General features: G+C 70.6%; 7 protein-coding genes and 1 pseudogene. 4 read left to right on the forward strand and 4 right to left on the reverse strand.

Annotation, left to right across the window (positions count from 1 at the left end):
• Window positions 1–47: 47 nt before the first annotated feature.
• A complete protein-coding gene (locus JIX55_RS45030; RefSeq protein WP_257568989.1) occupies window positions 48–2,825 on the reverse strand; it encodes a SpoIIE family protein phosphatase/ATP-binding protein in 2,778 nt (925 codons plus the stop codon).
• Window positions 2,826–2,943: 118 nt separating this feature from the next.
• Between JIX55_RS45030 and JIX55_RS45035 the strand changes: the two are divergent.
• Both JIX55_RS45035 and JIX55_RS45040 read left to right on the forward strand, forming a co-directional pair.
• Window positions 2,944–3,865: pseudogene (locus JIX55_RS45035) on the forward strand (DUF1996 domain-containing protein); the annotation flags it as partial.
• A 377-nt stretch (window positions 3,866–4,242) separates the two neighbouring features.
• Complete coding sequence (locus JIX55_RS45040) at window positions 4,243–5,823, forward strand: hypothetical protein (protein WP_257568990.1); 1,581 nt, start codon at window positions 4,243–4,245, stop codon at window positions 5,821–5,823.
• A 43-nt stretch (window positions 5,824–5,866) separates the two neighbouring features.
• On the opposite strand, the gene JIX55_RS45045 is transcribed toward JIX55_RS45040, so the two are convergent.
• Window positions 5,867–6,331, reverse strand: coding sequence for an SRPBCC family protein (locus tag JIX55_RS45045; RefSeq protein WP_257568991.1), 465 nt, complete (start codon window positions 6,329–6,331; stop codon window positions 5,867–5,869).
• A gap of 300 nt (window positions 6,332–6,631) precedes the next feature.
• On the opposite strand from JIX55_RS45045, the gene JIX55_RS45050 reads away from it, so the two are divergent.
• Complete coding sequence (locus JIX55_RS45050; protein ID WP_257568992.1) at window positions 6,632–7,633, forward strand: hypothetical protein; 1,002 nt, start codon at window positions 6,632–6,634, stop codon at window positions 7,631–7,633.
• Window positions 7,634–7,784: 151 nt separating this feature from the next.
• On the opposite strand, the gene JIX55_RS45055 is transcribed toward JIX55_RS45050, so the two are convergent.
• Window positions 7,785–8,150: a cupin domain-containing protein gene (locus JIX55_RS45055; protein WP_257568993.1), complete on the reverse strand. Its 366-nt coding sequence runs from the start codon at window positions 8,148–8,150 to the stop codon at window positions 7,785–7,787.
• Between the two features lie 151 nt (window positions 8,151–8,301).
• Between JIX55_RS45055 and JIX55_RS45060 the strand changes: the two genes are divergently transcribed.
• Window positions 8,302–10,590 carry an MMPL family transporter gene (locus JIX55_RS45060; protein WP_257568994.1) on the forward strand — a complete coding sequence of 763 codons (2,289 nt, stop codon included), beginning with the start codon at window positions 8,302–8,304 and terminating at the stop codon, window positions 10,588–10,590.
• 32 nt (window positions 10,591–10,622) lie between these two features.
• Here the strand turns inward: JIX55_RS45060 and JIX55_RS45065 are convergent, their stop codons facing one another.
• Window positions 10,623–12,902 carry a M4 family metallopeptidase gene (locus JIX55_RS45065; protein ID WP_257568995.1) on the reverse strand — a complete coding sequence of 760 codons (2,280 nt, stop codon included), beginning with the start codon at window positions 12,900–12,902 and terminating at the stop codon, window positions 10,623–10,625.
• Window positions 12,903–12,986: the final 84 nt, after the last annotated feature.

Raw genomic sequence — 12,986 nt, forward strand, 5'->3', positions numbered from 1 at the left:
GCGCGTTGGGGGCCGTGTCCCTCAGGACAGGGCTTGTGCGGTGACCGTCAGGGCAGTACCTGTTCGGTCCAGATGGTCTTGCCGGTGGGGGAGTAGCGGGTGCCCCAGCGCTGGGTGAGCTGGGCGATGAGGTAGAGGCCGCGTCCGCCCTCGTCGGTCGTGGCGGCGTACCGCAGATGGGGGGAGGTGTGACTGCCGTCGGTGACCTCGCAGATCAGGTTGCGGTCGTGGATGAGGCGGACCCGGATGGGGCCGCCGCCGTACCGGATCGCGTTGGTGACCAGTTCGCTGAGGATCAGTTCGGTGGTGAACTCCAGCTCCTCCAGGCCCCATTCGGTCAGCTGCCGGGTGGCGTCGGAGCGCGCCCGGGCGACGGCCGCGGGGTCGCGGGGCACCTCCCACTCGACGACGCGGCCGGTGTCCAGCGCACGGGTGCGGGCGACGATCAGCGCGATGTCGTCGCTCGCCCGGCTCGGCGGCAGGGCGTCCAGCACGGCCTGACAGGTGCCCTGCGGTGAGGCGTCGGACCCGGCCAGTGCGGTGCGCAGCAGTTCGAGCCCGTCGTCGATGTCCCGCTCCCGGTCCTCGACGAGACCGTCGGTGTACAGCACCAGCCGGCTGCCCTCGTCGAGTGTCAGCTCCGCCGTCTCGAACGGCAGACCGCCGAGACCCAACGGCGGACCGGCCGGCACGTCGGGAAACTCGACCGTGCCGTCGGGCCGGGCCACCGCGAGCGGCGGATGGCCGGCCCGGGCGACGGTGCAGCGCCGTGAGACGGGGTCGTAGATCGCGTACAGGCAGGTCGCCCCGGTGATCGGGGCGGTGCCGTCCACCACCGCCTCGTCCTGGTCGATACGGCTGACCATCTCGTCGAGCAGTCCGAGGATCTCGTCCGGCGGAAGGTCGAGCGCGGTGAAGTTGTGGACGGCGGTGCGCAGCCGCCCCATCGTGGCCGCGGCGTGCAGCCCGTGCCCGACGACGTCGCCCACGACGACCGCGACCCGGGTGCCGGACAGGGGCAGTACGTCGAACCAGTCCCCGCCCACCCCGGCCTGCGCGGGCAGATACCGGTAGGCGACGTCCAATGCGCTCTGCTCGGGAAGGTTGCGCGGCAGCAGGCTGCGCTGCAGGGTCTCGGCCATCGTGTGCTCGCGTGTGTAGCGGCGCGCGTTGTCGATGGAGACGGCCGCCCGGGCGACGAGTTCCTCGGCGAGCGCCAGCTCCTCCTGGTCGAACGGCTCGGGCTTCTCCGAGCGCCAGAAGTTGGCGACACCCATCACCAGCTGGCCGACGCGCAACGGCACGGTGATCAGCGAGTGGATGCCGTACTCCAGGACCAGCGCGGACCGTTCGAGGTCCTGTGCCTGCCAGCCGGGTGCCCTGCTGAGGTCGACCACGAGGGTCGAACTGCCGCTGTCGATGCTGTGGGCCTGCGGAGAGGAGGGGACGAGGTCGATCTTCTCGCCCACCTTGTACAGCGGCGCGTCCTTGCGGATCCCGCTGAACGCCGTACGGCGCAGGGTGGTGACCGTCTTCGGCTCGTCGCCGCTGAGCGCCGCCGGGGCCAGGTCCACGGTGACGAAGTCCGCGAACCGGGGGACGGTCACCTCCGCCAGCTCCTCGGCGGTGCGGGTCACGTCCAGGCCGGTGCCGACGCCCACTCCGGCGTCGTAGAGCAGCTTCAGACGCTCCCGCGCGGCCTCCGCCCGGCCGGAGAGGGCGCGCAGCTCGGTGGAGTCGCGGAGCGTGGCGACGCTGCCGGAGGGCTCGCCCTGCAGATCGGTGGCGCGCTGGTTGACGGCGATCAGCCGGTCGCCCACCAGGTGCACCTCGTCGTTGGCGACGCGACCCGAGGCCAGCAGGTCGGCCACGTGCGGCTCCAGGCCCAGGGCGAGGACGTCCTGCCCCTCGGCGTCCGCGGGCAGGTCGAGCAGGCGGTGCGCCTCGTCGTTGGCGAGCAGCAGCCGGCCCCCGCCGCCGATGATGATCACGCCCTCCCGTACGGCGTGCAGCACCGCGTCGTGATGCTCGTACATGCGGGTCATCTCGGACGGGCCGAGGCCGTGGGTCTGGCGCAGGAGCCGCTTGCTGACGAGGGCCGTGCCCGCCGTGGCCAGGGTGAGGGCCGCGGCGGCGGCGGCCAGCACGAGAGGCAACTGCTGTTCCGCGGCCCCGCCCACGTTCTCGGTGGTGATCCCGGCGGAGACCAGGCCCACGACCGTGCCGTCGGGCGCCTTGATCGGCACCACGGCCTGGACGAGCGGGCCGAGGGTCCCGTGGACCTCCTCGGTGAAGGACTCGCCCGCGAGCGCGGGTTCGATGGTGCCGACGAACTGCTTGCCGATGCGGTCCGTCTTGGGGTGGGTGTAGCGGATCCCGTCCGTGTTCAGCACGACGATGAAGTCCACCTCGGACTGGATCCGGGCGGCCTCGGCCCTCGGCTGGAGCACCGCCGTCGGATCGTCCGCGCTCAGCGCCTCACGGGTGCCGGGCGCGTTGGCGAACGTCTCCGCCACGGCGAGCGAGCGGTTGTGCGCTTCCTTGGTGCTGTCGTGCCGTACCTGCAGGACCAGCGCCACCACGGCCGACACGACCAGTACCAGCACGATCACGACCTGCAGCAGGAACACCTGCCCGGCGACACTGCGCCCGCTCAACGCCGACCGCAGCCCCGCGAGCGGGCCCCACCGGCCTCCGCGCTCCTGACTTGCGCCGCCGTCGAATCCGTGAGCCACCCGCCGGGCGCGGTCCGCCCGGCCCTGCGCGCGCTGACCTCGGGGACGGCGGGTCGACTGAGAGCGAGATCGACCCAGGAGACGGACCATGTGCCCATGTCTACACTGCCCCGCGCCCTGAGGCGAGGGGGGGTCACGCACTGTCACAGCCGGTGCCCCCGGCCTTACGGCCGGGAGCGCGCCCGCCGGTGTCGGCTCCTACGCGGGCGGCCTGTTCAACTCGGACAACGTCATCGTCGCCCCCGGTGTCTCCAACGGCGCCCACCACTTCCACGACCACGTCGGCAACCAGGGCAACAGCGCCGACAAGTACCCGCTCTGCCCCACCGGCAGCGACGTCGTGCGCACCTTCACGTTCCAGAGCTGCTGGGACGGCCGCAACAGCGACAGCGCCAACCACCGCACCCACGTCGCCTTCGCCGCCGCCGACGGCAGCTGCCCCGTGGCTTCCGGGCCATCCCGCAGCCGGTCCAGCGCATCGTCTACGACGTCGACGCCCCGAGCCTCCAGGACGGCGGCCGTACGACCCCGCTCTTCGCGGTCGACTCCTTCCCCGAGCAACTCCACAAGGCCGTCACCGACCACGGCGACTTCATCAACGTCTTCGGCGAGGACCTGACGCGGGAGATGACGGAGCGCATCAACGGCGGGCGCGAGTGCGACGTGGCCGACGTCGGCGGTGACCAGGGCAATGGTGGCGACCAGGGCGGCGACGCCGGTCAGGGCGACGACCAGGATCAGGGGCAGGACCAGAACCAGGACGAGAACACCGCCCGGCCCACCGAGACCGCTCAGGAAGACGGCGACGCGGCCGACGCGGCGATCCAGGGCGGCGACAAGGAGCCCCAGGTCCTCGGCTCGCTGAAGGCGACGCGGCGTGGCGACGCCGCCGCTGAGGACGAGAGCGGTGAGCAGGGCGCGGACAACGGCGGCGAGGCCGTCACCCCCGAGCGGACGACGCCCGCCGCCAACGTCCCGTCGGCCGCCGGTCAGCCCGGATCGCAGGGGCCGAGTCGGCGACGGGCGACCTCGCCGAGACGGGGGCGCAGTTGTGGCCGGCCATGATTGGAGGCGCGGTCGTGCTCGCCGGGGCCATACTGCTCCGCCGGGTCAGGCGCGGCGGCATGTGACCTGCGGAACTCTCCGGCCGCCGCCCCATGAGGATCCGGTCGGCGGCCGGCGCCCTCACGACGGGCACGGCGGCCGCCGTCATCCCGGCCCAGGCATCCCCCCACTCACCGGCCCTCGGTTCGCGGACCGGCGGCGAAAAAACCCGCTCGCCGAGCGAACCGGGCAGTGACCCCGGCGCGTCAACAGGCTGTGGGGCCTGTGCCTTTCACGCACCGACGGGCGGTGTGACCGAACCTTTCGCGCCATCTCCCGTGCGGTGGTCACGAATGGAAATCGATCTCTGCCTGCGCCCGAGAACCAACTGTCGCGGCATCAAGTTTCGGCCGTACACTGACAATTCGTAGGCATGCGGGTGGAGTTGACGGGGGGATCCGAGATGTCCGGGGATCAGTACGGCGTAAGAGACCAGGACGGCTGGAGCCAGGGCTTCGTCGTGCCGCCGATGCCGTCGGCACCACCGCCCGGTCCGGCGGACGTCTGGCGGGCCGTCGGGGTGGGGCTGCTGAACCTCAGCGGACTCGGCCTCGGCTACGCCCTGATACGCCGCCCGCTCCTGACACTGCTGTGCTGGGTGGCCACCGGCCTCCTGCTCTTCACGGTGCTGCCGGCCGACCCTGACGGCATCTCGGGCGCGACCCTCGTCGTCTACGGTCTGTTCCTCGTCCTCGCGGCCGTCCACGGCGCCTTCCTGGGCCTGCGCAACCGCCTCGTGTGGCCTGCGAAGTCCCCGCTCGCCATCGCACTCGGCGTCCTGCTCCTCGCCGTACCGGTCGCGGGCGGTCTGCTGTACGAGACCGCGCGGAAGGAAGCCGTCGAGGAGATGCTTCTGGACCGGCTGGAGAAGGCCGACGACCTCGTGCGGAAGGCGTCCGGTGAGTCGTTCGGCACGACCCAGTCGGAGTACCGCAGGGCTCTGACCGCCTACGACGATCTCAGCACCGACCACCCCGACTCGCGGGCGGCCGAGAAGGTCCCCGACCGGCTGAAGACCTTCTACACGACGGTCGGCGCCTCTTACGAGGAGCAGGAGTACTGCGACGCGGTCGCTCCCCTCGAATACCTGCGTACGGTCCCGCAGACCGTGAGCAAGCAGGACCTCGGTTCGCTGACCACCTGGCCGGACGACCGGCTCGCCACCTCCCTGTACGAGTGCGCCTCCGACAGCCTGGCGGGCGGTACGGCCGGCTGGCAGGACCAGTTCAGCGACCTCCTCACCACGTTCCCCGACTCGGACCAGGCGGCGAAGGTCGAACCCGACATCAAGACGGCCGTCGACAAGGCGATCAAGGCCGTGGGCGGCGACGACCCGTGCACCGCCGTGGATCAGCTGGAGACGCTCGGCTCCCAGGTCAAGGCGTTGCCGGGGGAGAAGGCGGGCGTGGCCGACGCCCTCGCCGCCAACGCCGGACGGGCCGAGGGCTCCGCCTCCGCGGGCGTCTACACCTGCGGCGTGGACCAGTACAACGACGGCGACTTCGCCGAAGCGGTGACCTCGATGAACGACTTCGTCGACGCCAACAAGAACCACAAGAACGCGCCGCGCGCGAAGAAGATAGCGATCGCCGCCGAGATCGCCCAGGAGGTCCCGGAGGCGGGCAAGAAGCTGCCCACGACCCGCTCCGGCGGCAGCATCACCGTCACGGTCAAGAACGACAGCCCCGACGAGGTCCAGGTCATGTACACCGGCCCCGTGACCGGCACCTTCACCCTGAAGGGCTGCGGTGGCTGCACCAGCTACGACTGGAGCAGCACGCTGAACCCCAACTTCAAGCCGTGCAGCGGCAGCAAGAACTACCCGCAGCGCACGATCAGCCTGCCGGTCGGCACCACGTACTTCCTGCACAAGCCGAAGGGCGACAGCGCGTCCAGCCCCGCCTCGGACACCGCGAAGCTGGAGTCGGGCTACATCTACACAGAGTGCGCCTACGTGACCACCGGCTACGGCCTGAACTCCTGACGCACACGGACGCACGGTGACCGGAGGGCCGCAGGGCGGCGGCTCAGCTCCTACGGCCCTCCACCCACGCGGCGACGTCGTCGAGGTCCTTGGCGACGGCCTTGCGCACCGCGCGGGCGCCGACCCCGCCCATGACCTTGGCGAGCAGCCCGGCGACGGCACCCGTCGGCTCGGCCGAGAACGTCATGAGGATCGTCGTGGTCCTGGGGCCGTCGGCTCGCAGCACCCACTCCGAGACATAGCGGGAGCCGTGCGACTCGGCCTCCACCACATAGCGTTCGGGCGGCACGCTGACGGTCACCCACATCTCCTCGGTGGCCTCCTTGCCGAACATCCGCCGGGTCTCCCGCCACCGCGTGCCCACCCCGAAGACCCCGTCCGTGAGCACCTCGACCTTCGTGACACCGCTGAGCACCCGATCCATACCGCCGAGGTCCGTCAGGGCCTCCCACACCCGCCCCTGAGAAGCGGCGATCCGCCGCTCGACGACGACACTTCTGCTGGTCATGACTCCCATGAAACCACCGGGCACCGACGACTGCCCCACGACGGCCGCCGCCCCGACCGGCGCCTGAGGTTGCGTAACCAGGGTGCGTAGTTCTACGGACGACCGCGAGGGAGGCGTTCTGAGAGGCTTGGATCTTCAGGTGTGGCCGGGATCCGGGAGGCCGCATGGAAGGGATCCGGCCGCGGGTATTTCTCCTCTACGCGTTCGCCTACGACACCCTGCCGCCTTGTCCGGCGGCCCTGTTGGGCGAGTTCCGTCTCCGCCGCCGCACCCCGTCCACCACAACACGAGGAGAACCCGATGACCGAACGCCCCGAGGGTGCACCGGCGCAACCACAGCCCCAGGATCAGCCGTCCGCGTCCCCGGCCTGGCCGCCCCCGGCGCAGCCCGGCGCCCAGAGCCAGCCGCAGACACCGCCCCAGCCGCAACCGGCGCTGCCCCCGGGGCAGGCCCAGCCCCCGACACCGACCCAGGCGGAGGTACCCAGCCAGGTGCAGGCCCAGGCGCCGGCGCAGGCGGCCCCGAGCGCCTATCCCTACCCGAATCCCCAGTCACCGGCCGGCTTCGGCCCCCCGGTCGCCCCGATACCCACCCAGGCCAGTCCGTACGGCCAGCCGCCGGGTGGCGGCTACCCGCCGCTCGGGGCCCCGCCCACGACGGGCGCCGGCGGACGCGCCGTGCTGTGGGTGCTGGTGGGCGCGGCTGTCGCCTCCGCGGCCTGGGCCGGCGGCGTCTTCCTCCTCGGCAAGGACGAAACAAAAGCGGACCTCCGCGGCTACCAGGCCAGGACCGACCTCTGCTCCTCGGTGGACTACTCGTCGTTCAAGAACGAGTACCCGGAGGAGGACGGCTCGCCCGTGGACCAGTCCCTGGAGCACGAGGCACTCGACCAGGGCTACTGCAGCATCTCCCTGAAGAAATCCTCGACCTCCACCCTCTCCGACGCGTACTTCTCGGTCCAGTTCGACCTCCACAAGAAGACCGATCCCGGACCCGAGTTCACCGCCCTGTGGTCCGAGTACGACCAGCGGTACGACGACTACGACGTGGACGAGGTCTCCGGCTTCGGCGACGAGGCGTATCTCGTCACCGAGGACACCACCTCCGGCGACGACACCAGCGGCAGCCGGTCGGCCACCCTCGCGGTGCGCGACGGCTGGATGACGTACGAGATGCGCTGGAGTGCCTACGGCTCCAGCTACGACGACGTGACCATGCCGAAGGTGAACGACGTCGTGGAGTGGCTCAAGAACGACACCAACGCGACGCTGGACAACCTCAGGTCGGCCGACGGGATCTAGGCCAGATCCAGGCCTCGTCCGGATCATGCGGATGGAGGCGGGGCGCTCGCGCACCACCGCCTCCACTCCCTCTCGCACCCGAGTCGGTTCCCTCCAAAGCCCGGTCAACCGGTTCCCGCGCACCGGGGTCGGCCGACGGGCTTTCGGCGGATCACTCGTCCGACGACTTGGCGTACTCCTGTGCCATCCCACCGGCGAAGTCGAGCACCAGGCACTGCTCGTCGCCCACGACCCACGCGTCGTGCCCAGGCGGGCACACGAAGGCGTCGCCCGGTCCGACCTCGCCCTCACCACCGTCGTCCATGCGGATGTGCATGCGCCCCTGGAGCACATAGCCGTTGTGGTGGATCTGGCAGCTCTCCGTGCCCGCGATGGGGGCGACGGACTCGGACCAGCGCCAGCCCGGTTCGAAGGTGGCCACGGCGAAGTCGAGGCCCGTGAGGTGGACAGCTTCGAGGTGACCTCGTGGGAAGTCCCGCCGTTCGTCGGGCTTGTCGACCGTCTTGATCTCCAGCATCACGGCTCCTTCCGTTCCGTCCCCACCTTCCCATCGTCCGCCTGTCAAGCCGGGCCCGCCAACCGGGGGACCGGTGGCCGCCGGAGGTGCCGGGCGGGCAGGGGCACCGTGTAATGGGGCATGCGGGAGATCGCTCCCGCAGGGAGAGGCGATGCGAACTGGTCGTTCCGGTGGGAAGGGCAGAGCCGCGGCGGGCAGGCTGCGGCGGCTCGGCGAGTGGTGTGCCCGGCATTTCGTCGTCGTCATCGTCGCCTGGCTGGTGATCCTCGCGGCCCTCCAGGTGCTGAACCGGTCCTACGGCGGTGACTACTCGGACGACTTCTCCCTCCCGGGCGTGCAGTCCGAGCAGGGCCTGGACGTGCTGAAGGAGCACGATCCCGCGGCCGGCGGCTACAGCAGCCAGATCGTCCTGCACGACAAGGACAAGGCGCTCACCTCCCTCGGCTCCCAGATGTCCGACACGGTCGACGACCTGCAGAAGCTTCCGCACGTGCTGTCGGTCCAGAACCCGCTCACCGCTCCCGCCACACAGCCGTCGCAGTCGTCGGGGCAGTCGCAGCAGCCGAACGTCGGGCCGCTGTCGTCCGACCAGAAGACGGCGTACATCACCATCCGCTTCGACGTGCAGCCCTCGACCCTGGAGGACAGCTATCTCGACGGCGTGGACGACTCCGTCCAGCCGCTGCGGTCGGCGGGCGCCGAGGTCGAGTACGGCGGACCGCTCGGCGAACTGGCCCGTCCCGCGCCCGACGACCGGGTGAGCGAACTCATCGGGTTCGCGGTGGCGATCGTCGTCCTCCTCGTCGGCTTCGGCAGTGTGATCGCGGCCGGGCTGCCCCTGGTGACCGCGCTGCTCAGCGCGATCGGCGGCCTGGCCTGTCTCGGGCTGCTGGCCTCCGCGTTCACCTTCGCCACCGTCTCGCCGACCCTGGCGACGATGATCGGTCTCGGCGTGGGTATCGACTACGCCCTGTTCCTGATCACCCGTCACCGGCAGAACCTCATGAACGGCGCCGACCCGGTGCACGCGGCCGGGTACGCCGCGGCGACCAGCGGCCGCGCCGTCCTCGTCTCCGGCTGCACGGTGATCATCGCCCTGTGCGGGCTGTACGCGTCCGGAGTGAGCTTCATCGGCAAACTCGGACTCGCGGCCGCCGTCACCGTCGTCTCGGCGGTCGCCGGCGCCCTGACCCTGCTCCCCGCCCTGCTGGGCCTCATCGGCAGACGTATCGACCGCTACCACGTGCGCCGACCGGTCGCCGAGACCGGCGCCGGGGAAGGCGCCGAGATCCAGGGCACCTGGCACCGCTACGCCCAACGTGTCGAGCGCCGTCCCTGGCAGTTCCTGGCCGCGGGCGTCACGACGATCGCCGTCCTCGCGATCCCCGTCTTCTCCCTCCAGCTCGGCCACATCGGCGACGGCGCCGACCCCACCTCCTTCACCGACCGGCGCGCCTACGACCTGATGACCGACGCCTTCGGCCCCGGCTCCAACGGCCCGCTCACCGTCGTCATCGACCAGACCTCCGTCCCGTCCGGCGACCGCCAGACCCTCCAGAGCACCGCGCAGAAGAACCTCGACGCGGTGGAAGGAGCGCACGCGGTGACCCCCTTGTCCGCCACGCAGGACGGGGACGTGCTCGTCGGCACGGTCTACTCGAAGGAGTCCCCACAGAACGCCGACACCACGGACCTGGTGAACCGCCTGGTCGACGACACCCTGCCCGCCTCCGTCTCCGGCACCCGGGCCGAGGGATACGTCACCGGCACCACGGCCTCCCAGGTCGACTTCCGCGACATCGTGTCGAGCCGACTGCCCCTCATCATCGGTGTCGTCGTCGCCCTGGCCTTCCTGATCATCCTCATCGTCTTCCGCGGCCTGCTCGTCGCGTTGAAGGCGGCGGCCCTCAACGTCCTGTCCATCACCGCCTCGTACGGTGTGGTCGTCGCCGTCTTCCAATGGGGCTGGGGCGGCCCGGCTCTGGGCGTGTCCGGCAAGGTGCCCATCGAGAGCTACGTCCCGATGATGATGTTCGCCATCATCTTCGGCCTGAGCATGGACTACGAGATCTTCCTGCTCTCCCGCGTCCACGAGGCCTGGCTCCACACGGGCGACGCCCGCGCCGCCGTCGCCCACGCCCTGGAGATCACCGCACGTGTCATCACCTGCGCCGCGCTGATCATGGTGAGTGTCTTCGCCGCGTTCATCGTCAGCGACAACATCGTCGTCAAGATGCTGGGCCTGGGCCTCGCAGTGAGTGTCCTCATCGACGCGACGGTCGTACGCCTGCTCCTCGTCCCGGCGGTGATGACCCTCCTCGGCCGCCACGCCTGGTGGACTCCCCGCTGGCTGGACCGCGTGCTGCCGCACATCGACGCGGAGGGGAACACTGCCGAGCGGCCGGTCCCGCAGGGGCAGGACCGACCGCTCAGCAGCTGACTTGCTTCAGTGGAACGCTGGTTGACGGAGCGTCAGAACGTCAGCTTCCAGCTGTTGATGTAGCCGGTGTCGAGGCTGGCCACGTCCTGGACCCGCAGGTTCCAGGTGCCCGCGGCCGTTTCGGAGGAGGCGTCCACCGTGTACGTCGCGATCACGTTGTCAGCCGAGTCGGACGAGGCGGAGTCCTTCAGCCGGTACGCCGTGCCGTCCGGGGCCACGAGGTCGATGACCAGGTCACCGCGCCAGGTGTGGACGATGTCCACATCCACGGTGAGCGCGCTGGACGCCGCTCCGGCCCGGTTGACGTTGATCGGGGAGGCCACGGTGGAGTTGTCGGGTATCTGGTAGTCGGTCGTGTTCTCGAAGACCGACGCGTTGCCCTCCTCGTCGACCCGCCAGGCGAAGCTCGCCGTACCGGTCTCGCCGGTCGAGTCCGTCACGGTGACCGTCGGCGTCCAGCTCCCGGCGGTGGTCGGCGTACCCGAGACGCGGCCCGTGGCGGCGTCGATGGACAGCCCGTCCGGCAGACCGGTGGCCGCGTACGACAGGGCGCCGGCGTTGGTGGAGGACGCCTGGACGTCCAGCGTGACGGCCTGGCCGGTCAGGGAGTACTGGCTGGCCGGCGGGATCACCGTCACGCCGTCCAGGATCCTGGAGCCGACGTTGATCGCGGCCCAGGCGTTGGCGGTGTTGTTGTAGGTCACCGAGCCGAGCCCGTACAGGTCGGCTGCGGCCTGCAGGGTGGCGGTGCGGGCGGCCGCGTAGTTGGTGGTGGACGTCATGTAGGTGGTCAGCGCCCGGAACCAGATCTTCTCGGCCGCTTCCCGGCCTATCGGCGTCACCGGAAGCCCGTCGTACGTGGGGGAGTCGTAGTCGACGCCGTTGACGGTCTTCGCGCCGCTGCCCTCGGCGGCCAGGTAGTACCAGTGGTTGGCCGGGCCCGAGGAGTAGTGGACGTCGATGTTGCCGAGCGTGGAGGACCAGTAGTCGCGCGAGGAGCCGTCCCGGCTCGGCTTGTCCATGTACCGCAGCGGCGTACCGTCGCCGTTGATGTCGATCTTCTCGCCGACCAGGTAGTCCCCGACATCGTTGCCGTTGCCGGCGGCGAACTCGACCGCGGCGGCGAAGATGTCGGAGGTCGCCTCGTTCAACCCGCCCGACTCACCGCTGTAGTTGAGGCCCGCGGTGACCGAGGTCAGGCCGTGCGTCATCTCGTGCGCGGCAACGTCGATCGAGGTGAGCGGGTTGGCGTTGTTCGACCCGTCGCCGTACGTCATGCAGAAGCAGGAGTCCTGCCAGAACGCGTTGACGTAGTTGTTGCCGTAGTGGACCCGGCTGTACGGCGCGACCCCGTCGTTGCGCAGCCCGTTCCGCCCGTGCACGTTCTTGTAGTAGTCCCAGGTCAGCGCCGCCCCGTAGTGCGCGTCCGCGCCCGCGGTCTCCAGGTCGGAGGTGGTCCCGTCGCCCCAGACGTCGTCGGTCCCGCTGAACAGCGTGCCCGTCCCGGACGAGCCGCGGTTCAGGTTGTACGTACGGTGGTTGCCCCGGTCCGCGTCGGTCAGCGTGTACGACGACCCCGACTGGCTGGTGCCGAGCGGGACCGTGCCGCTGTAGCGGGTGTTGCCCGTGCCGGTGTGCACGGCCTCGTACTCGAACAGCTTCTTCCCGGTCTGCGCGTCGGTGATGACATGCAGCTCACTGGGCGTGTCGTCGTGCTGGAAGCCGCTCACCACGGTCTCGTAGGCGAGCGTCGGCGTGCCCTTCGCGGCCCAGACGACCTTGCGGCCGCTGTCCGCCTCGGTCTTGGAGGAACCTTCCTCCTTGGCCGCCGCGAGCGCCTGCTTCTCGGCCGCGGCCTTGCTGACCTCGGGGCTGAGGTCCGACACCTTCAGCTCGGGCTTGTAGGCCCGGGTGACGCTCTCGACCGCGCCGGACTTCGAGGCGTGGACGACCAGATCGCCGCCGAGCACGGGCAGGCCGGCGTAGGTGCGCTCGTACCGCGTGTGCACGGTGCCGTCGGCGTCCTTGACGACGTCACGGACGCGCAACTCCTCCTGGCCGCCCAGGCCGAGGCGGTCGGCGGTCTTGTCCGTGGCCTTATCGGCACGCTGGATGAGGGTCTCGCGCTGCGTGGGAGTGAGCTGCGCGGGCAGCGCCCCGCGGTCCGGCTCGGCGGCAGCGGTACGGACGGTGCCTTCGCCGCCGTCACCGCGTGCGAGGGCGGGGGCGCCCGGGACGGCGACGGCGAGCACCGCCGCCGTGACAACGAGCGCGGCCGTGGCCGTCGTACGTCTGTGGGGGGTGGATCTCACGCGAACTCCTTTGCTGCGGCCGACGTTGTACGAGCGGCCGTACGAAGGACCCGGTGCACGGGTCGAGGCACCGGGTAGTGCAGG

The sequence above is a fragment of the Streptomyces sp. DSM 40750 genome (genome assembly GCF_024612035.1).
Lineage (GTDB): Bacteria > Actinomycetota > Actinomycetes > Streptomycetales > Streptomycetaceae > Streptomyces.

Bases quoted from the DNA above. Each gene is read 5' to 3' on its own strand.
- JIX55_RS45030 (WP_257568989.1), bottom strand. From the start codon at position 2,825: ATGGTCCGTCTCCTGGGTCGATCTCGCTCTCAGTCGACCCGCCGTCCC.
- JIX55_RS45040 (WP_257568990.1), top strand. From the start codon at position 4,243: ATGTCCGGGGATCAGTACGGCGTAAGAGACCAGGACGGCTGGAGCCAG.
- JIX55_RS45045 (WP_257568991.1), bottom strand. From the start codon at position 6,331: ATGACCAGCAGAAGTGTCGTCGTCGAGCGGCGGATCGCCGCTTCTCAG.
- JIX55_RS45050 (WP_257568992.1), top strand. From the start codon at position 6,632: ATGACCGAACGCCCCGAGGGTGCACCGGCGCAACCACAGCCCCAGGAT.
- JIX55_RS45055 (WP_257568993.1), bottom strand. From the start codon at position 8,150: ATGCTGGAGATCAAGACGGTCGACAAGCCCGACGAACGGCGGGACTTC.
- JIX55_RS45060 (WP_257568994.1), top strand. From the start codon at position 8,302: ATGCGAACTGGTCGTTCCGGTGGGAAGGGCAGAGCCGCGGCGGGCAGG.